The organism is Microbacterium gorillae, assembly GCF_050990725.1.
GTDB classification, from domain to species: domain Bacteria; phylum Actinomycetota; class Actinomycetes; order Actinomycetales; family Microbacteriaceae; genus Microbacterium; species Microbacterium gorillae_A.
Genome location: NZ_CP158844.1, coordinates 1,589,442 through 1,607,520, shown reverse-complemented (window position 1 = coordinate 1,607,520; position 18,079 = coordinate 1,589,442). Strand labels below are relative to the sequence as shown.

General features: G+C 63.6%; 17 protein-coding genes. 8 read left to right on the top strand and 9 right to left on the bottom strand.

The window, feature by feature from the left end:
- Positions 1–15: 15 nt before the first annotated feature.
- From ABTV68_RS07065 to ABTV68_RS07045, 5 genes are all read right to left on the bottom strand, one after another.
- The gene (locus tag ABTV68_RS07065) at positions 16–1,872 is read right to left on the bottom strand and encodes a glycoside hydrolase family 3 protein (RefSeq protein ID WP_433676918.1); all 1,857 of its coding nucleotides are present in this window, start codon (positions 1,870–1,872) and stop codon (positions 16–18) included.
- A gap of 69 nt (positions 1,873–1,941) precedes the next feature.
- Positions 1,942–3,423: a GH1 family beta-glucosidase gene (locus tag ABTV68_RS07060; RefSeq protein WP_433676917.1), complete on the bottom strand. Its 1,482-nt coding sequence runs from the start codon at positions 3,421–3,423 to the stop codon at positions 1,942–1,944.
- 109 nt (positions 3,424–3,532) lie between these two features.
- Positions 3,533–4,441 carry a carbohydrate ABC transporter permease gene (locus ABTV68_RS07055; protein ID WP_433676916.1) on the bottom strand — a complete coding sequence of 303 codons (909 nt, stop codon included), beginning with the start codon at positions 4,439–4,441 and terminating at the stop codon, positions 3,533–3,535.
- Positions 4,438–5,373, bottom strand: coding sequence for a carbohydrate ABC transporter permease (locus ABTV68_RS07050; protein WP_052679080.1), 936 nt, complete (start codon positions 5,371–5,373; stop codon positions 4,438–4,440). The genes ABTV68_RS07055 and ABTV68_RS07050 overlap by 4 nt, the downstream gene beginning before the upstream one ends.
- 4 nt (positions 5,374–5,377) lie before the next feature.
- Positions 5,378–6,715: an ABC transporter substrate-binding protein gene (locus tag ABTV68_RS07045; RefSeq protein ID WP_433676914.1), complete on the bottom strand. Its 1,338-nt coding sequence runs from the start codon at positions 6,713–6,715 to the stop codon at positions 5,378–5,380.
- Between the two features lie 157 nt (positions 6,716–6,872).
- Between ABTV68_RS07045 and ABTV68_RS07040 the strand changes: the two genes are divergently transcribed.
- The 7 genes from ABTV68_RS07040 to ABTV68_RS07010 all read left to right on the top strand — a co-directional run bounded on the left by ABTV68_RS07040 (position 6,873) and on the right by ABTV68_RS07010 (position 14,402).
- The gene (locus ABTV68_RS07040; protein ID WP_433676912.1) at positions 6,873–7,517 is read left to right on the top strand and encodes a TetR/AcrR family transcriptional regulator; all 645 of its coding nucleotides are present in this window, start codon (positions 6,873–6,875) and stop codon (positions 7,515–7,517) included.
- 1,441 nt (positions 7,518–8,958) lie between these two features.
- Entirely contained in the window at positions 8,959–9,288 is a 330-nt protein-coding gene (locus ABTV68_RS07035; protein ID WP_433676911.1) for a hypothetical protein, read from the top strand.
- A gap of 1,763 nt (positions 9,289–11,051) precedes the next feature.
- On the top strand, positions 11,052–11,423 hold the full coding sequence (locus ABTV68_RS07030) for a hypothetical protein (protein ID WP_433676909.1): 372 nt from the start codon (positions 11,052–11,054) through the stop codon (positions 11,421–11,423).
- Positions 11,423–13,474 carry a relaxase/mobilization nuclease domain-containing protein gene (locus ABTV68_RS07025; RefSeq protein ID WP_433676907.1) on the top strand — a complete coding sequence of 684 codons (2,052 nt, stop codon included), beginning with the start codon at positions 11,423–11,425 and terminating at the stop codon, positions 13,472–13,474. Before ABTV68_RS07030 ends, ABTV68_RS07025 begins: the two co-directional genes overlap by 1 nt.
- Positions 13,475–13,504: 30 nt before the next feature.
- Entirely contained in the window at positions 13,505–13,870 is a 366-nt protein-coding gene (locus tag ABTV68_RS07020; RefSeq protein ID WP_433676905.1) for a hypothetical protein, read from the top strand.
- Positions 13,871–13,872: 2 nt separating this feature from the next.
- On the top strand, positions 13,873–14,016 hold the full coding sequence (locus ABTV68_RS07015; RefSeq protein WP_433676903.1) for a hypothetical protein: 144 nt from the start codon (positions 13,873–13,875) through the stop codon (positions 14,014–14,016).
- A 104-nt stretch (positions 14,017–14,120) separates the two neighbouring features.
- On the top strand, positions 14,121–14,402 hold the full coding sequence (locus ABTV68_RS07010) for a hypothetical protein (protein WP_433676902.1): 282 nt from the start codon (positions 14,121–14,123) through the stop codon (positions 14,400–14,402).
- Positions 14,403–14,727: 325 nt separating this feature from the next.
- On the opposite strand, the gene ABTV68_RS07005 is transcribed toward ABTV68_RS07010, so the two are convergent.
- The 4 genes from ABTV68_RS07005 to ABTV68_RS06990 form a co-directional block, all read right to left on the bottom strand.
- On the bottom strand, positions 14,728–15,048 hold the full coding sequence (locus ABTV68_RS07005) for a hypothetical protein (RefSeq protein WP_433676900.1): 321 nt from the start codon (positions 15,046–15,048) through the stop codon (positions 14,728–14,730).
- Between the two features lie 274 nt (positions 15,049–15,322).
- On the bottom strand, positions 15,323–15,790 hold the full coding sequence (locus ABTV68_RS07000) for a hypothetical protein (RefSeq protein WP_433676899.1): 468 nt from the start codon (positions 15,788–15,790) through the stop codon (positions 15,323–15,325).
- A gap of 198 nt (positions 15,791–15,988) precedes the next feature.
- Positions 15,989–16,318 carry an Lsr2 dimerization domain-containing protein gene (locus tag ABTV68_RS06995; protein ID WP_433676897.1) on the bottom strand — a complete coding sequence of 110 codons (330 nt, stop codon included), beginning with the start codon at positions 16,316–16,318 and terminating at the stop codon, positions 15,989–15,991.
- Positions 16,319–16,443: 125 nt separating this feature from the next.
- The gene (locus tag ABTV68_RS06990; RefSeq protein ID WP_433676895.1) at positions 16,444–17,241 is read right to left on the bottom strand and encodes a hypothetical protein; all 798 of its coding nucleotides are present in this window, start codon (positions 17,239–17,241) and stop codon (positions 16,444–16,446) included.
- A gap of 74 nt (positions 17,242–17,315) precedes the next feature.
- Here ABTV68_RS06990 and ABTV68_RS06985 point away from each other — a divergent pair, with 74 nt between their 5' ends.
- Positions 17,316–17,543: a helix-turn-helix domain-containing protein gene (locus ABTV68_RS06985; protein WP_433676893.1), complete on the top strand. Its 228-nt coding sequence runs from the start codon at positions 17,316–17,318 to the stop codon at positions 17,541–17,543.
- Positions 17,544–18,079 lie beyond the last annotated feature (536 nt).

Sequence of the window (18,079 nt, the reverse complement as noted above, 5' to 3'; positions counted from 1 at the left end):
GGCACCCGGACTTACTTAGGCCCGACTAGCTGCCTCGCTGTCCGAGCCGAGACGCAGTCCATCGCCGACGCTGTACAGCGGGTTCACCGTGCCCAGGATGCTCTCGTGGGACGCACGAACCGCGTGCATCGACCGTGGAATCTCGACAGGGAGAACCCCCCGTGGTTCGATACCCCCGGTGAGTGCGAGCAACAGTGCCTCGTCGCTGACCCCGAAGCTGACCGTGAGTCCGGACACCAACCCCGTCAGCGGTTCAAGGATTGCCGGACGGTCGAGGGCAACGTCTACGTGAAGGCGGGTGCTGTGTGCGATCTGCTGCAGGCGGTAGATGAGACCGGGAGCGAATTCGAGGTCCCCTTGGTGAAAGTAGTCCTCAAGGAAGAGGTCGTTTCGGGGCTGGAACGGCGCGCTGACCCGGACGATGGCAAGGTCTGCTTCAGCCGGATCTGACACTACGTGGGCACGTCCTTCGAGGACAACCGGATCCACACCCTCGACGTAGATTCGTGGCGTGCCGCGGAGCGGAAGGAACTGGTCGCGATTCTCGAGGATGACCAGCGAGCGCGCTTGAGCCCGCAGCCCTGCCGCAGCGTTCTCCGCAGAGCCGACCACTTCAACCGCTTGATCAACGTCCACGTAAGGGTTGTCGAACAGGCCCAGCTGAAACTTCACGAGAAGGAGGCGACGAGCCGACTGATCGAGTCGTCGTTCGTCGACCAGACCGATGCGGACAAGATCAAGCAGGACGTCCGTGCACTCTTCCCCACCGAACTGGTCAGCGCCGGCTTCCAGAATCTTCAGCATTCGGCCGCGGGCATCCAGGTGCTCTACGCCCCAAGCCCGGGCAGGAAGCACCTGCTCGCCGACGTAGTTATCATTCACCAGCTCCCAATCGGTGAGGATAACCCCGTCGAATCCGAGCTTCTCCCGCAGAAGACCGGTGAGAATCTGTCGGTTATAGCCGAACCCCACTTCCTCGATCTGTTCGCCGTCTATCGTCAATCCGACGGGCATGCCGTAGTAAGGCATGATGCCTGCCGTGCCGGCCTCGATAGCTGCGATGAACGGCTGAAGATGAGTCTGGAAAGCCTCGGCGGTGTAGACCTGCTCACGGCCATAGGGGAAGTGCGCGTCCTCTCCGTCCTTCTGTGGCCCACCGCCAGGGAAATGTTTCGTGACGCATGCCACGCTGCCCGGTCCCAAGGCATCACCCTGGAACCCGGACAGGTACGCACGCGTGTATCGCGACACCCGCTCCTCATCCGCTCCGAACGTCTGCAGCTGCCGCGCCCAGCGTGGCTCCGTGGCCAGGTCGATCTGGGGGTGCAGCGCCGCGCGAATCCCGACGGCGCGGTACTCGTTCCCTGCACGTCGGGCAAAATCACGGATCGCGTCGTCGTCGTCCAGAGCAGCAAGCCCCAGGGCGTCCGGCCATTGCGAGAACGGGCCCGCGGAGAATGCCACACCGCTGTTCTCTGTGAACGAGTGCCGAGGGTCGGTTGAGATCGTCACCGGGATCCCGTGCGGGTTCTGTTCGGCGAGGGCCTGCAGTGCGTTGTTCCAGGACGCGGCCTCTGCCGCGGATTCGAGCTTGTGCACGTTGAAGTGGTTGATGTGCTTGTGCCGAACCACGGTCGACGTGGGCGACTTACTGATGTGCCCTGACGTTTCCAGGAGGGTTCCTCCGGGGCCGACTTCGATGACGGTCTGAAAGAGGAGCCCCACCTTCTCCTCCAACGAGAGACGGGGCAGCAAGTCCGCGACGCGCTCCTCAGGCGACAACCGAGGGTCCTCGTACGGGTCCATCACCCCGTTGCCATTGAGGTCTCGGTAAGCCACTCCGTCTTCTGTCACGGCCTGAGTCGGTTTCACTGCGGTTCCCTATCCCTGGTCAGGCGGCACACCCCGTGGTGCGCCGATGTCACAACTGTTCGTTCGTCCTCAGCGGTCCGCAGACGTCGTTGCCAGCTGAGCGTCGAGCTCCGGAGAGCCGGACGAGGACAACACCGGCACCGTGCGCGTCGAGCAGAGCCTGGTGAGCCACTGGGCGCTCAGCTTCGGGGTGCGTTCGAGTGTCTCGTAGTCGACGTGAATGATGCCGAAACGCGGGCCGTATCCGGCCGCCCACTCGAAATTGTCGAGCAGAGACCACACCAAGTACCCCACGACGTTCGCGCCTCGCGACAGGGCGCGATGGGTGGCGGCTGCATGGTCTGCAAGGTAGCTGGTGCGATCCAGGTCGAGGACTGTGCGCGTGCCGTCGACGACAACGACCTCGTCGGGGAAGGCTGTTCCGTTCTCCATCACCATGATCGGCAGGTCGGGGAACTGCGCGGACAGTGCCACCAGGTGCTCTTCCAGTCCCTGCGGCTCGATACCCCAGTCCATTCCGGTTCGCGCGAGATCACCTCGGCGGACAAACTCGACCTGCTCCGAACCGGGGAATGCCGTGCCTCCAGCTGTCTCGCTACCGGGCACGAATCCTGGCGCCTGACGGATATGCATGACTTCGTAGTAGTTCACACCGAGGAGGTCTAGCGGCTGGTGCGCGACCTCGAGGTCGCCGGCTTCAACGAACGCCCAGTCCGTGAACATGCGTGTGTCCTCGAGAAGGTCGGCGTCATACTCACCGCGGAGCATCGGTCCGGTGAAGACGCGATTCGCGACCGCGTCAAAACGCCGGGCGGCGTCCTCGTCGGCCGGCGTCTGCGCCTGGACCCGGAAAATGTTCAGCGCAACGGACAGCCGAGCATCCGGACGAGTGATGGTTCGCCGCAGTGCCTGCACCGCCAGACCATGGGAAAGGTTGAGATGATGCGCAGCCTTAAGCGCGTCCTCGTGGCTGGTGCCTCCTGGCGCGAATGCGCCGCTTCCGTAGCCGGAGAAGGAGTTGTTCCACGGCTCGTTGTGCGTGCTCCAGATCGCGACTCGATCTCCGAACGCCGCGCCGACCACCTCGGCGTACTTCTCGAACGCGTAGGCCGTTTCCCGACCACGCCATCCGCCGTACTTGTCCTCCAACGCTTGCGGGAGGTCCCAGTGGTTCAGCGTGACCACCGGGTCGATACCGCGGCTGAGGAGGCCGTCGATGAGAGTGGAATAGAACTCGATACCTGCCGGATTGACGTCGCCCTCCCCCAGCGGCATGACGCGCGACCAGGAAATGGAGAAACGATACGCGTCGAGACCGAGGGCTTCCATGAGCCCTAGGTCTTCCGTCACGCGGTGGTAATGATCAGCTGCCACGTCACCGGTGGCGCCGCCCGCCGTCTTCCCTGGGGTGTGACTGAACGTGTCCCAGATAGATGCCGCACGACCACCTTCTGTGGCGCCGCCTTCGATTTGGTACGCCGCGGTCGCCGCTCCCAGAGTGAAGGTGGGCGGGAACGCGAGGGTGCCGTTTCGGATCAGGTGGTCATGCATGAAGACAGTTCCTGTCGGTTGTGTGACGAGTCCGAGGGACCCGCTGGTAGCGGGCGGCCCGGGGTGGTGCCCCGGCCAGGCCGTCGATACGGCCCGGCCGGGAGATGGATCAGCCTTTAATCCCGGAGGAGACGTTCGACTGGACGAAGTAGCGCTGGGCGAAGAAGAAGATCAGCAGTACAGGGATGATGTACATCACCGCGGCCGCGGCCTGGATCGTCGGAATCACGTTGCCGTTGGGGTCCTGATACCAGGCCGTGATGGCCACAGCGAGCGTCGTTCGGTCCAAGTCGAGCAACAGAGCCGGGGCGATGTAGTCACCCCAGGTCCACGTGAACGACAGCAGGAATGAGGTGATGAGGATAGGCCGGGACAGCGGAAGGAAGATGGCCACAAAGATGCGGAACCATCCCGCGCCGTCGATGATGGCTGCGTCTTCCAGTTCCTTGGGCAGCGAGGAGAAAAACTGACGGAAGAGGAAAACCATGTACGGCGAGGCAGCCAGACCCCAAAGGACCCACGGCCAGTAGGTGTTCAGCAGTCCGATACGCGCGAACATCACGTACGTCGGGAGGAGAGTGAGAATCTGGGGGATCATCATGGTCGCGAGAACGACCATGAACAGGGCCTTCTTGCCGGGCGCGCGGAGACGGGCGAACCCAAACCCGACGGCGGCGCTGGACAGGGTGATGAGGACTGAGTAGGTCGTCGCTACGAAGAGTGAGTTCCCCGCGTACCCGATGAAGTTCATATCGGTAAGCGCGGAGACGAAGTTATTCCACTGCGCCTCCTCAGGGAGGATGGAAATGGGCAGCGAGGCCCACTCGGCAGGCGTCTTCAGCGCAGCGAGGACAAGCCAGATGAACGGGCCGACGAAGAAGGCAGTGAGCGCGAGGATAAGGATGTACGTCCATGCCGTCGGTCGCTTCTTGGCGTTCGTGAGAACGTTACGCCGACGAGGTGTGCGGCGAGCAGCCGGCGCGACCATCGCTCGCGTGGAGGTGTCTTCCATGGTCATCGCTTTGCTCCTTCGCTTTCGGCTTCAGTGTCGACTTCGTAATAGACCCAGGACCTGCTGGAGCGCAGCAGGACGAGGGTGAGGCCGAGGATGATGATGAAGAAGATCCAGAGCATCGCCGAACCGTAGCCGAATCGGTTGCTGAGGAAGAACTCTTGATAGACCTGCACCATGTACAGCGTGGTGCTGTCGGGGACGCCGCCTGCGGCGGAGATCCCGGAGGAGTTCGTCAGCAGCAACGGCTGCACGAACACTTGCAGTGCGGTGATGACGCCAGTGACAAGCTGGAAAAACAGGATGGGCGAGATCATCGGGATCGTCACGTGACGGAAGACCGTCCAACGCCCAGCACCATCGACGATGGCTGCTTCCTCGAGCTCAGCGGGAACGCCCTGGAGCGCTGCGAGCATGATGATCATGCCGCCTCCCAATCCCCACAGCATGAGGATGATGAGCGAGTAGAACACCATCGGGTCGATGAGCCACGCGATGCGGTCAACCCCGACCGTCCCGAGGATGGCATTGAGAATGCCCGAGTCCTTGTTGAAGACGAGTTTCCACATGATGGCCATCGCCACCACCGGCACAACCGAGGGCAGGAAGAAGACGGTGCGCCACAGACCCACCGCTCTCAGCCGACGGTTGATGAGGACGGCCAGGCCCAGGGATCCGCCGACGGTGAGCGGCACGACGAGAGCTGCAAAACCCAGCGTTCTCAGAAGTGCCGCCCAAACGTCGCTGTCGGAGAACAGCTCGATGTAGTTCGCTAGCCCCACCCACTTGAAACGGGGCGAGCTTCCATCGAAGTTGGTCAGGCTCACAACGAACCCGTACACCATAGGCGCTGCGGTCAGCAGCAGAAAACCAATTGCCCACGGTGCGACGAACGCGTAGAACGTCCGCTTCGGGTACCGGGTCCACTTGCGAGCCATCAAACTACTCCTTGATCTGGTCGACGCCCTTGGCGAGCGCGTCGTTCAACTCATCGGTCAGCTGCGAGCCAGCCTCCTCGACACTGAGATCGCCCTTGATGGCAAGCTGCAGGTACTTGTCGATGGTGTCCTGCAGCAGCCCCGCCGAGATGTAGGGCGAGTCGGGCAGCGGCACGGTGCTGTCGAGCTGCGACTGCACGACCGTGTACGCCTGCTTCTGAAACGGCTGTTCCTGCGGCAGCTTGTCCGACAGGGACTTCAGCGACGGGAGGCCCCATCCGCTGGAGGCACGCGCCTCGGCAGGCTCACCCGCCATGAAGTACTCCATGAACTTCCAGGCGGCGTCCTTGTCCTTCGCCTGCTCGGGAATCCACAGTCCCGCGCCGCCGAAGCTCATCGCTGCGGGGGTGTCCCCCATGGTGGGTGCGGGCGCGAAGCGCACCGTCTTCAGTGCGTCGTCGCCGGCGAAGTTGCCTCCGAACCAGTAGCCGTCCTGGCTGATTGCCATGCGCTCGGCGGCGAAGGTCGAGTAGTCCGAACCGTCCGGGAGCGGGTTGAGGGACGTCGGGCCGACGCCGGACTGTCCGTAGTCGACGAACCACTGGAGAGCCTTCTGAGCGGCGTCAGAGGTGAAGTCGATCTCGGACAGGTCGTCGTTGAACAGACTCTCACCCTGCTGCTCGACCATCGCAGCGAGAGGACCGTAGAGGCTCCACTGCCACTCCATACCCAGGCCGTAGACGGTGGTTGTGCCGCCCTCGAACTTGGAGAGCTTCTTCGAGATGTCGAGAAGTTCGTCGTACGTGATCGGTTCCGTGTCGCTGAGGTACGGGACGCCGGCGGCATCGAACAGCGCCGTGTTGTACCAGAGCGCGTTGTCCTGGCTCCAGTCCTTCACGATGCCGTAAATCGGGCCCTCACCACTCTTGGAGCCGTCCCAACGGAATGCGTCGTTCACCGGCTGGAGGTCGTCTTCCTTCAGCACCTCACTCTTTTCGAGGTACGGCGTGAGGTCGGTGGCCAGACCACGGGCGTTGAAGTTCGCGCTACCGACCGCGTTTCCGAACGCGATGTCCGGCGTGTTGCCGGACGTGAGCATCGTGTTCAGGCGCGTGAGGTCGTACAGCACGATTTTGATCTTGATGCCCGGGTTGTCCTTCTCGAACGCTGCGATCTGCTCCTCAGACAGATCCTGCGCTCCGACCATGACGTCGAGCGTGGTGTCTCCGGAACTGCTCCCTCCGGCACCTCCACCGGTGCACCCGGCGAGCAGAGCCGAAGCGGCTACGAACGAGCCGAGAACGACGACCCTTCGCCGTGCGCGGGACGTGCGTGTGGTCATGTCAACCTCCTTGTGAACATGGCATGCCCGGACGCGGGCCACCCTTGGTGAGGTCACCATACCTCGAATTCGGAACAAGTGCTACATTTTCGTTTCGCCGCGCGAGTCGGGGCGCGCTGGCGTGACGTGGGTGAAGGAAGTCGGTAGGGTCGCGTTCATGACTGGACCGAAATCCGCCGGCACCCGCGGGCCGTACGCCAAGTCCGCGCAGCGCTCCAACGACATCCTGGATGCAGCGACGAGGGTGTTTGGCACGCACGGTTACCACGGCGGTTCATTGCGAGACATCGCCCGCCAACTCGATGTAGCCCTGACCAGCGTGGTCCATCACTTCGGCACGAAGTACGAGCTTCTTGAGGCGGTCTTGGAGAGGTCCGACGGGACAACTTCGGGCAACGAGGCTTTCGACTTCAACGCGGCGTGCATCGAGCGCGGCATCGTTCCTGCAACACTCGAACGAGTGCGTTCCAGCGTCGAACGACCGGAGTTGCTGAGACTGTTCGCGATCCTGGCGGCCGAATCGTCAGCACCGACCCACCCCGCGCATGACTGGTTCGTCACCCGCTATGAACGCAAGTCACAGGAACTTGCGGCCGCTTTCGCATACGACCAGAAGCAGGGGCGCATCACCCCCAACCGCGACGCGAACTTGCTGGGCCGACTCCTCATCGCAACGTGGGACGGCGTGCAGCTCCAGTGGCTCATCGACCCGTCCGCGGACATGAGCGCCGCTATGGTGTTGTTCTTCGAGTCGGCCGTCCCCGAGGCGCTGACGGGGATGGATACTTCCGCCCGTTCATGACGAGCACGTATCGTCGGCACACTGCACTCAATGTGTGACAACTGTTCGGTTTTTACCGTAGGGTGACCACACACCCCTCAACGGAACGAATGAGTCACCGATGACCGCCGAAGCTCGTCTGAGGACACCTTCTTCCCTCACCCTGGAGCTGTCGAATCTCGGGCGAAACACGACCGTCGGCTCCGTCGAGGAACGCGGTGCCATCGACTTCGCAGAGCTCACGCTTGCCTCCGGAGCTGGTCCCCGCCATCACGCCGCTGCACGCAGACAGCGATGGTGTTCGCAGGCAAAATAGATCGAGCACAAGTTGCAGCGAGAAGACTCGCGCATCGACCGTGGCCGCACGTGATTCGACGAACTGGTACCGCACCGACCGCGGCTACCAGTACGTGTCCATCCGCTAAACCGAGCGGCTGGACGAAGCCCGGGATCACTAGCTCGGGGCACGTCGACGCCAGCTATAACTGTCACCGACGGATCCGACCGAGGACGTCGCGGCGCGCTCGAGGATCCGATCGGTGTAGACGAGCGGGACGTAGTTCGACCTTCTGCCGGAGTGATAGCCCAGCCCATGATGTTGCCGCTGGTCCACGCCGCCATCTCCAACGCCGGGGTACTGAAGGCGACGCCCGAAGATCCGTGGTCAAGTGCGCGCACGTCGCGTGCCTTCCCTTGGACTTTCCCATGCCGATCCATAAGAGGTTGCCTGGATCGTATCCGCCTATGCCCGGAAACTGCCCGGCCTGCGGGCCAGGACCGCCAGGCACGGTTGGAATGCGAACTCAAGTGCGGTCTTCACACTGGCGACGGAGTGCACGCCTTGCGCGAGCACCCTGAGCGCGACCCCGACCACGACGTCCCTGATCTGTCGGTCCTTGCTCTGCCTCCTCGTTCGAATACAGCGCCGTCATCGACAGCTGACGCGCACAACTGATCCGCGTATAGCCCGTCGTTCCGGGCAATCGAGCGACAACCGACGTCGGGTTGGTCGCCTAAAGGCGCCAGCACACTCGGGAACTCTTATGACGAAGGCAGTCGCCTTCTGCTGACCAATCGACAGCCAAAACTCGCAACTCGAGAAGGCACTCTGTCTCGCTCAACGTGCAATGTCACTTGGCGAAGGGTTGCTAGTCTGTCGCCATGACTCGCGAGAGTCATCCCACTGCATGACTGATAGCTGGTCAGCAGCTGGGTGACAGTACCAGTGCAGTCGTCGGGATTGAGAGGTCCTGGCGGCCGAGTACACGCGTCGACAGGCGCGGCACTTGAGTCGATGTGTAGCTCCGCAGTTGAGACACTGCGTTGCCGTGTATGGATCTGTTCACCGAACTGATCCTGCTCCACGAGGAGAGCGCATCACATCGACATTGTGAGGTGCCCTATCATGTCCGCTGCAACTGCACTCGAGAGGCCGAGCGCTTCGTCGAGCGCATCTGGCTCTATGTTCGACGAGCCCGTGTACCGGGTCCGTGACCTCTCGGAGATGGGCTTCGGGCATCCGCAGACCATCCGCGAGCGGCTCCGTGGAGATCACGTCCCGTTCGAAGTTGTGGACGGTCGTGGCACGGTCACAGTTCGTGAGTCGGATCTCCCGCTCTTGCGAAAGCCACGTCACCGGCGCAACGTCTTGCAGGAGCGCCGGTGTCAGCCGTCGGGAGAGAGCACCTCGAATCTGGAGGACCTCGAGATGCTCGCGGCAAGGATGGTCGCGAGTTGGCCGCAGCTGACGTCCGAACGCAAGAACGAGCTGCGCAAGCTCCTCGCCTCCTGACATTAGAGAGGCCCCTGCGGAAGCCCTCCGAGCAGAGGAGGTGCGGCGGATGGCGCAGCTCACCGACGAGCGCGCGCGAATCGTGCGAGAACTGTCGCTGCAACGAACGCGACTCACGCGCCTGACGGCGGCGAATTTTGGGCCAGCCGGACACTATCGATATCAAGACCCAGCACCTTGAGGTCGAGAACCGCGAGCTCTGCCTTGCTCAGAATGACCACTGCCCGCGGCGGCTCGCTGGGGGACGACGCATGAGCTGTCGACCGAGCAGCACGACACGAAACTCGCTCAGTGGCGGCTCTTTGCGGACCGGGGCACCGGCATCCAGCTTCCTCCTCGGGCCGCGGTGTTGCCTACTCCCCCACGATCGCCCGCCCTCGCACTCCGAGCTCGAGGCCGTCACGTTGTTGAACGGCCTAGCGCAAGATTGGGGCTCCTTCAATCCCCTCCCCAATGACCTGACGCTGCGCACACGATGTCCCCTCCTGTTGCGGCGCCGCTGGAGGGACGATGCTGTCTCACCATCCAGGCGCGGTTCTCGATCGGACTCAGGCTCGTCGTGCGTTCCTCCGCACGCCTATGTGCGCCTCAGGGCGCTCTCGGCGGGCCTAGTAGCATGCGTCGCCGTTGCCGTTGGCGTTGCCGAACCGGATCGTGTCGCGCATGTGTCGGTTGAAGGACGTCGAGAAGACACCTCAAAGACGTCGCGGGCGGGTGTCGCGAATCCTCGTAGCGATGCCCGCGATCAGGAAGACTCGAGCCCAACGGTGTCCCGCAAGTGACGCTACGTGGACACCATCCGGACACTCTGGAGACGCCAAAGAGCTCATCCTGAATTGCCAAGGCTCCCGCTCCAGTAATGGGACCCCAAGCGACACAACCGAGACACGACGGAGCCACCTGCAAGACGTCTTGCGTACGCCGTGGTCGTCGACGTGAGCAGCGCCGTAGAGAGACACTTCGGGGACACATCAGGGGCACAATAGGGACGCGCAAGCGACGCCACACGCACACTTCAATGACGCGAGGGGCACATCCACCTCGAAGTTCCTGCGAGAACACACTACGGATGTAGCCAGCGCAGACATGTCGGGGGCTGTTCACGGACGCACTGGAGACGCCCGAAAGACTTTTCGGAGACGCTTTGGTGCACCGGGGGTGCATACCTTTGCCCGTTGTGTCTCGTGGGTGTTCCGGCGAGGACATCCACAAGACACAAGAGCGGCACCGCAGGGGATGTTCAGCCTTGCGGTCGGTCCTGCTCGCACGCCGGAGTGGTCACATTCGTTGAGTCGTAGGTATCGCCAAAGGCCTTGTGGTGGGAGCCGGACCTTGGGGCCCCTCCGAGCGCAGCGAGGTGGGGAGGTCCGGCGAGAGCCGATTTCCATGCTCAGCGCGCAGCGCGATGGACCAGATCCGGAGGACAGATGACCGAGCATGCGAGGTATCTGTCATACGGATCAAACTGGTCCTCGTCTCTGTTGCGAGGGGGTACGGGTGCTCGTAGGCTGGTGGTGACAGCAGGTCGTATCAACGCCACCGTCCACACTCGTTTCTCTCTGGGTGGCGGCGACCTTCCGCTCTCCCGGACGCCGGACGCAAGGGATCCTCCTCGAAGGATTTCCATGGTCGTTCCTCTTCCCTCTCGTAAGCAGCGTCGTCCGAAGCCTGTGACATACACCCGTCAGCGTGCTGTGCGCCTCGGTGATGCCGAAGAAGCTGCAGTTGATCGAATGCGCTCCGCCCTGGCTAGGAGCCGTCGTGTGGCGGTAGATCGCGTCGAGTTCTCCGAAGCCCTGCGGTTGCTCCTCGGCGACAACGAGCGTGCGGCGCGGATCCTTGCGGGCCAGCCGGAGGCGTGGACGCCCTCGCACGTCGTGGATGTCCCGCAGGATCTGTGGGATGGGCTGAACGACTGCCGGAACGCGGTCGTGCACGCGCGGGGGTCGATGTACGGCATCCTCCGCAAGGTGAACTTCGACGACGGCCCGGTCAGCCGCCCGGAGATGCTCTCTGCTATCGAGGCCGTGACGTCATCACAGGCGGCACTGGAGCGCATGGAGATCGCTCTCGTCGAGATGGTCAGCACTCTGGAGGCTGCAGCGGACGCGGAAGCCTCCGGCGAGGTGCTCTGATGGTCAACGTCTCGTCTCAGTCGACGTACACGAGTGGCCGCGCGCAAAACTACGCAAAGAAGGACGCCGTCGCGATCTCAGCTCTCAACGCCTCGGTGCCGCTGTTCGAAAAGCGACTCCAGGAGATCAGAGTCCGTCACGGCAAGGACGGCATGCGCCCGCGCGCGCTGACGGACTCTGAAGGCAACTTCCTGCGCGATGCCAGCGGCACCCCCGTGCCTGCGCGCGATGCGAACGGCCGGCCGATCTACCAGTCGACGCATGTTCAGGCGTACTGCCTCATCCAGAGCTTCGGGCATGACGAGCTCGACCCCCATGATCCGGAGTCATGGACGATAGCTCAGGAACTGGGCCGGACGCTGGCCGAGGAGCGCTTCCCGGGTCACCCGGCACTCATCGCGACAGAGATCAACGGCCGCTCCGGCTGCGTCCACAACCATATCGTCGTCGGCGCTGTTCACCCGAAGACCGGCAAGAGCATCGACAGCAATGTCGTCACGCACAGCCGGCTCGCCATCGCTCACGATCGCGTCCTCGCCGCGAACGGCTTCACGCAGCGCGCGGATATGGCACTCAAGTCCCAGAACGCCGAGCAGGCGATGGCGGCCGCCCGTGCCGCCGTTCTCGCGGACCCCGCATCGGCGGCGCTGTCGCCGAGCCACCGCCAGCGGAGGATCACCGCCGCGGAGAATGCCGTGCGGCTGCATCGCGACACGTCGACGTCGGCCGCGCAGGCACGCGAGAGCCGCCGGCTGCGCGAGTTCGACCGCTATCAGTTCACGGAGCGTGACCGGCTGATCGCCGCCGATCTGGGCATGGCTCCTCCCGCCGAGCGATTCTCGGAGGTCGAGCTGGAAGCACGCGTGAAGGAGGCGCTCTCCGACCCCCGCTTCCAGTCCTGGGACGATCTTTCCGCGATCGCTCGCGAGTACCGGGTCACGATTGCCGCTCGCGGTCAGGACGTCAGCTTCGGCATGATGCTCCTGCAGCCGGACGGCACCCTCGCTGAGCCGGCACGTGCCCACGTGCGGCGAGGCGGTCGTCCCGGCACGAACAAGGGTCTTGGCGATGGCTTCCGCCGCGGAGACGTCGAAGCAGCGATCAAACGGAACGTGCGCGCGCACGAGCAGCCGCAGCAGCGCCCGGTTGAGCAGCAGCCGTCAGCGATGCACCTCGAGCACCTGCGACGGATCGATGAGCTCGCAGCGCAGCGCCGCGCGCACACCGTCGAGCTCCAGGCTGCCTCGGAGGCCGCCTGGGCGTCGGCAATCGGACAGAGTCAGCAGGCACCGGAGCCGACGCAGAAGCTGGAGCCGGTGCAGGCCCCGCATGACCCGCGCCCGCTGCCCTACAAGCGCCGACGCTTCGTCGCCCCCGCTCCGACCGCGCCGGCTGTCCCGACGGTGGCGTTCCGCTCAGAGGTCCGCGATCTGCCCGCGACGACGGACACTCTCCGTCGTCGCCTCAATGGACTGGCCGAGTTCGAAGAGCGCTGGCGCGAGCAGCTCCCAGACACCCCCGAAGAGCGCATTGCATTCGAGCAGCAGGCCACGGAGATCGGCATCGGCCCGAAGCTCCTCGAGTACGTGAACGGGCACCTGGACCCTGAGCTTCAGGCGCGGCTGACACAGCGGGCAGAGCAGGCTGTGGAACGCCAGCGGGCATTCGAACGCGCTCAGCGGCTGAAGGACAAGATGCCGGCGCTGGAGCGGGACGCGAAGGCAGATCCGCTTGGCATCCGTGGCGACGCCGACAAGTGTCGCGAAGCCCGCCGCGAGCTCTCGTTCGAAACGGGGTACGTCGAGCGCATCGACGCGAATCGCGCCGCGGGGATCTACACCTCGCGGGGGCAGGAGCGCACCGCGCACCTCCGGCAGAAGAACGCCCAGCGTGTCGCGCAGCTCGACGGTTACGAGCCGAGTCGTGAGACCTCGGAGCCGGCTGCGACATCGCGCACGGCGGCACAGCAGCGGCTCCTCGACAAGCAGATGAGGCAGAGGAGGGACAACCAGAAGGCCACGGAGACCGAGAGTCAGGGCATGGAGATGTAGCTCCAGCAAGACAGGTGAGAGGACGAGGAAATGGCAGAGCAGAGGATCGACCCGCGCGAGGTGCGGAAGATCAAGACGGCGATCGCGCTCGAGGGGCAGAAGAAGGCCGAGCGCCGGTTCGGGAGCTCACTGGAGATGCAGCAGGTTCAGCGCGAGTTGCAGCAGGGCCAGGCGCGTGCGGTGAGCCGTCATCGCACGGCGCGCGTTGAAGGCGCGCAAGAGACCACGACGAAGGAGAACAAGACGATGGACGAAGCCAAGCAGAAGCACGGGGAGCAGAAGCCGGCACCGACCGCGGCGCAGAAGCGCATCGCCCAGCGCCAGCAGTCTCAGGCGCGGCAGAACGCGCGCCTGAAGGAGCGCAGCGCGAGCCGGACGCACGGCATGGGGATGTGATCATGGCGACCCTCGGAATCGGCGCGCAGTACATCATCGGCGGCGCGGGCTGGCGCTTCTGTGTCGACTGCGACGAGGGCACCCATCTGACGGACGACGAGGTGCACCACCGTCCGGGATACCCGCAGCTCGATATCGAGAGGTAGCGAGCACGTCGTAGCGAGAGGCCGAGCGGCTCTACCTTCCGAGATGAGCCGCTCGGCCTCGCACCGAGCTTCCGCCAACCGGACGACAACGAGAGAATTGGACCATGGCAACGCACGCTGCGGATCCGCTCCCCGAGCCAGATCACGAGCTCGGTTACTCGGAGGAACTCCTCGCTGGCGCCCTCGGCGAATACATGGGGCGCTTTCACGAGTACATGATGATGAAGGCCCACGCCATGGCGCCGACCGGCCCCGTCTACTACCCATCCGACGTGCGCCGCTTCGTTGATTTCTACGTCACGCGCACCGCACGCCCGCTCACCGCAGCCGAGGTACAAACTTTGTTCGACACCTGGGACGCGGAGAGGCGCGGAAGGGCCGAGTGACTCTGGGTCCCATTTTGGCAGGGTGGTATCCCGCAATTCCGATGGCAGAGCCAACTCGCACGCTACAACAGGGATCGAGGCAGATCCGCGGAATCACAAGTTCCTCGGGGCGACTGGGCGCGGTCGCACCATCCTCGCCGGTTTCTGATGATGGCTTTTATCCGGGCGTGGACGGCGCTGTCCGTCGCGCGACGATGTGCGGCGCCGCGGACGAACGTGCAGACATGACGGAGGGGGTCGCGACACGTCATGTCGCTACCCCCTCCAGGTGACAGCCGACGACATCGAACACCTAGATCTGCAGGTGTCCGCCGCCACGGGCTATTCAGATCGAGTCTGAGGAGTACTTCTGCTTGAGCTCGTCAGGTTCCCGGAACATCGCCGCTCCGATCTGCTCCCAGGAGAACCCGTCCACGCGCGCCTCACGGACCGCCTCCCACTCGAGCTTGTCGAGCCCGAGACGGATTCCCGCCAGCATGCGCAACTGCGTCTCGACGACCGTATCCATCTGAGGCTCGTACTGAGTGGCGTCCTGGGCCTCAATCCGCTGCAGCCACGGCTCCGTCGCTCCCGTGGTTACGTTGCACAGCCAGCTGTGCGCGGCCTGCTCCAGCACAACCATCTCTGCCTGATCAGCCTTGTTCATGTTGAGTCCTCTTCCTCATGCGAAACGGAGAGCGGTGATTCGCTCGTATCAGTAGTTCCGCTGCAAAAGTTCAAGGTGTGGCTCAACGGCGGTGCCGGTCCGGCACTGCCGCGTACCGCCGACCCTTCGGATCGGTGGAGACCAACGAATTCAGGTTAGCTCCTTATTGAGAGACATTCGTGGGAAGCTCGTCCTTCTTCTCGAGTCGATCCCGCGAGATGTGGAACCACTCCCCCAACTCGCGCCGCTATGTAGCCCCTCGACGCGTTCGCCGTCAGGCGTGGGGCCAATGCTGGCCGTCGTAGACCTTCGCCGCGCGGACGCGGTCAGCTTGAGCGCGCAGCCACTGCGCGACGCTCACCTCACCAGTCCACTCGGCGGCCACGTGCTCCAGCGCAGACGCTGCGACGCGTGCGTCGTGCTCTTGCTGAATGCGAATCACGTGGGCGTTGTTCTTATGCGAGATGAACTGATGGCTCGAGTCCCGGCGCGAAGAGGGCGGCATCCAGCCCTCGACCCGACCCCGCCAGCCACACTCGCACATCGGCACGAGCTCACCCTCAATCAGCTTGAGCCTTGCGTCGATGACAGCAATCATCGTGTGATCCCGAGCACGCAGCGTCACCAGAGTCGTGATCGCCTCGCGGTCATCCTCGCTGAGCTCGTTCGTCGGATCCCAACCAGCGAATGCATGCTCATCGATATCGTTCGATCCTCGTCTGCTCACTTCATCACTTCCCATCACTGGTCTTCCTCCCGTCGACGGACGTCTGCCGTGCCGGCGTCGCCGTGACGCATTGCTCGCCACCCCAGCGCTGGACGGCATGCGGCACCCAATTGAGCTCGTGCGGTGCCGCGCCGTCGGGCGCAGCACCGCACAGAACTCCTCGTCACCCACGGTGCCGTCGAGCGTGCCCCTATTTGCCGGACAGTGCGTAGTTCACGCCGCCCGATCATCGTGCGCGGCAATGTAGGCGCGATAGGCCCGCTTCGGAATCACTCCGCGCGGCGCGACATCGAAGCCCTGCTGCGTGGCCCAGTCGCGGATCTGAGCACGCTCTGCAGCGGTCGTCTTGGGGATGAGGCGCCTCGACGGGGGCCCGGAAGCCTTACGTCCGACCTCCAGATAGGCGCTCAGCAGAAGGTTCAGCTCCTGCTGCTCGTCGTCGGTGAGGTCGATCTCGTACCAGCTGCCGTCGGCACCGAGCTTGATGGTGGAGGCGTTCGACTCTCCGCTGAGGTCGGACACCTTGATGTTGCGAGTAACCATGATGGCTCCATTCGGTTCTCTCCGGGGGCACGTCGCCCCTAGAGTTTTCGCCTGCGCCCCATCACTGTCCCTGCCGTTCTCTGATCTCGTTCTTGCGGATTGCTGTTTCCGGGGGATGCGGGTTGCTACTTCGACTGCCATGAACCCGTCGGGCTGACGTCAGCGTCGACCTCACCAGTGAGGACAACAGTCGTTCCCACACCACCGCTCTGCCCTCCGCCAGGCGCGACTCCCACATAGGCGGTGGCGATACCCGTGCGGTATGGCAGGTCGTCCACCAACGTCGTGTACGGGAACTCGAGCTCCTGCGCCGAGTCCGTGGCCTGAGGGTCGTCACTACAGTCGTCGACCAGTGTGAGGGTGGCACCGTCAGCGGTGATGTATCTGGCTTCATACTCGAGTTCATCGTCGGTTGGCGGAGCATCGACGATCAGCACCTCATCCTCCCGGCCGGGGTAGATGCCGATGAGGGACGCGGCAACGTTCTGCAGCGGTTCACTCTTGTACTCGCTCGTCGGCGCGGAGAGCGCCTCCTGCCCGCCGTCTGCGTAGAAGACGTCCGCGTCGATCCGGCACACTCCGGTCGAGAACGCCGTGGCGGTCACGACGAAATGGTCTACCGCGACGACGAGTCCATCAGCCACGGCAGCCACCAGGTCCTCCGACAGTCGAACCGTGATCGGGCTGTCGGCATCGATCGAGACGAACGGGATCTGATCGTCCTCGTCCATCACACGCGCCTCATCGAACTGGTAGATGTTCTGAGTCGCGGTGGGCTGCTCGACGGATTCCGAGCCTGATTCCGGCGACGACGCCGTCGCGCCGGAATCGCCGCCGGAACATCCAGCGATCGTGAGCGTCGCGCTCGCGGCCATGACAGCGGCCAGCGCCAGTCGAGTAGACCAATTCGACTTATCGATCATTTCTCTTCCCCCGAAGTGCAGATGTGACTCATAGTCCGTGGACTCGCAGTCATCATACCGATTCGCTTAGAGACATGACCGTTCCTGCGCACCGCCGTGTCTTCGGAGAGCATCTCCGTGCACTGCGTCAGGCGCACGGATACACGTCGCAAGAAGCGTTCGCGCATCATGTCGATATGGATCGGACGTACATCAGCGGGCTGGAACGGGGGGTCCGCAACCCGACGTTGGACGTCATCGTGAAACTCGCCCGCGCCCTCGACGTAAAGCCCTCGGAGATGCTCGAGACAATCGACGCATAGACCCAACTGCAGGCGACACCTTCAACGTCAGGCTTGAGTCGTTGGTGGACTGGTATCTTCTGTCCGATCGCGCTTGGCTTCGTGCGAGCAGCGTTCATCGCCTCGACCAAGATTGGACAGATAGGTGACAGGGATCCAACTATCTGCCGCCTGGGTCGTCTCCCAGGCGGCAGAGTCACTTGCGAGTTCAAGTGAAGATCTGGAACGTCGAGCTGGAAGGTCGCTACGGTGTTGCGAGATTGTGGCCTTCGAGCGCGTTCCTGAGAAACGGCGAGCTCGTGGGGGCCAGGGCGTGGAGGTTGGCCTTCGCTTCTACACCCAAGCCGACCTTGATGCGGTGTCCGCCTGCCGCGACGCAGTCGAAGTCAGGTTTGCTCGCGCATTCGGGATTTGGGTTGCAGCCGTTCAGCTCAAGATGGATCTCATCGCGAAGGACAGTCCTTGGCTCGGGGCGAAGCGTCCGTCAACACTGGGCGGCACTGGTCTCCGCCTTGACCGATACCTTACGGACGACTTGCTCGATTGGCTTGACGAGG

Bases quoted from the DNA above. Each gene is read 5' to 3' on its own strand.
- ABTV68_RS07060 (WP_433676917.1), bottom strand. From the start codon at position 3,423: ATGCATGACCACCTGATCCGAAACGGCACCCTCGCGTTCCCGCCCACC.
- ABTV68_RS07020 (WP_433676905.1), top strand. From the start codon at position 13,505: ATGGCAGAGCAGAGGATCGACCCGCGCGAGGTGCGGAAGATCAAGACG.
- ABTV68_RS07015 (WP_433676903.1), top strand. From the start codon at position 13,873: ATGGCGACCCTCGGAATCGGCGCGCAGTACATCATCGGCGGCGCGGGC.
- ABTV68_RS07050 (WP_052679080.1), bottom strand. From the start codon at position 5,373: ATGGCTCGCAAGTGGACCCGGTACCCGAAGCGGACGTTCTACGCGTTC.
- ABTV68_RS07035 (WP_433676911.1), top strand. From the start codon at position 8,959: ATGTTCGACGAGCCCGTGTACCGGGTCCGTGACCTCTCGGAGATGGGC.
- ABTV68_RS07055 (WP_433676916.1), bottom strand. From the start codon at position 4,441: ATGACCATGGAAGACACCTCCACGCGAGCGATGGTCGCGCCGGCTGCT.
- ABTV68_RS07025 (WP_433676907.1), top strand. From the start codon at position 11,423: ATGGTCAACGTCTCGTCTCAGTCGACGTACACGAGTGGCCGCGCGCAA.
- ABTV68_RS06985 (WP_433676893.1), top strand. From the start codon at position 17,316: ATGACCGTTCCTGCGCACCGCCGTGTCTTCGGAGAGCATCTCCGTGCA.
- ABTV68_RS07005 (WP_433676900.1), bottom strand. From the start codon at position 15,048: ATGAACAAGGCTGATCAGGCAGAGATGGTTGTGCTGGAGCAGGCCGCG.
- ABTV68_RS07040 (WP_433676912.1), top strand. From the start codon at position 6,873: ATGACTGGACCGAAATCCGCCGGCACCCGCGGGCCGTACGCCAAGTCC.
- ABTV68_RS07000 (WP_433676899.1), bottom strand. From the start codon at position 15,790: ATGGGAAGTGATGAAGTGAGCAGACGAGGATCGAACGATATCGATGAG.
- ABTV68_RS07010 (WP_433676902.1), top strand. From the start codon at position 14,121: ATGGCAACGCACGCTGCGGATCCGCTCCCCGAGCCAGATCACGAGCTC.
- ABTV68_RS06995 (WP_433676897.1), bottom strand. From the start codon at position 16,318: ATGGTTACTCGCAACATCAAGGTGTCCGACCTCAGCGGAGAGTCGAAC.
- ABTV68_RS06990 (WP_433676895.1), bottom strand. From the start codon at position 17,241: ATGATCGATAAGTCGAATTGGTCTACTCGACTGGCGCTGGCCGCTGTC.
- ABTV68_RS07045 (WP_433676914.1), bottom strand. From the start codon at position 6,715: ATGACCACACGCACGTCCCGCGCACGGCGAAGGGTCGTCGTTCTCGGC.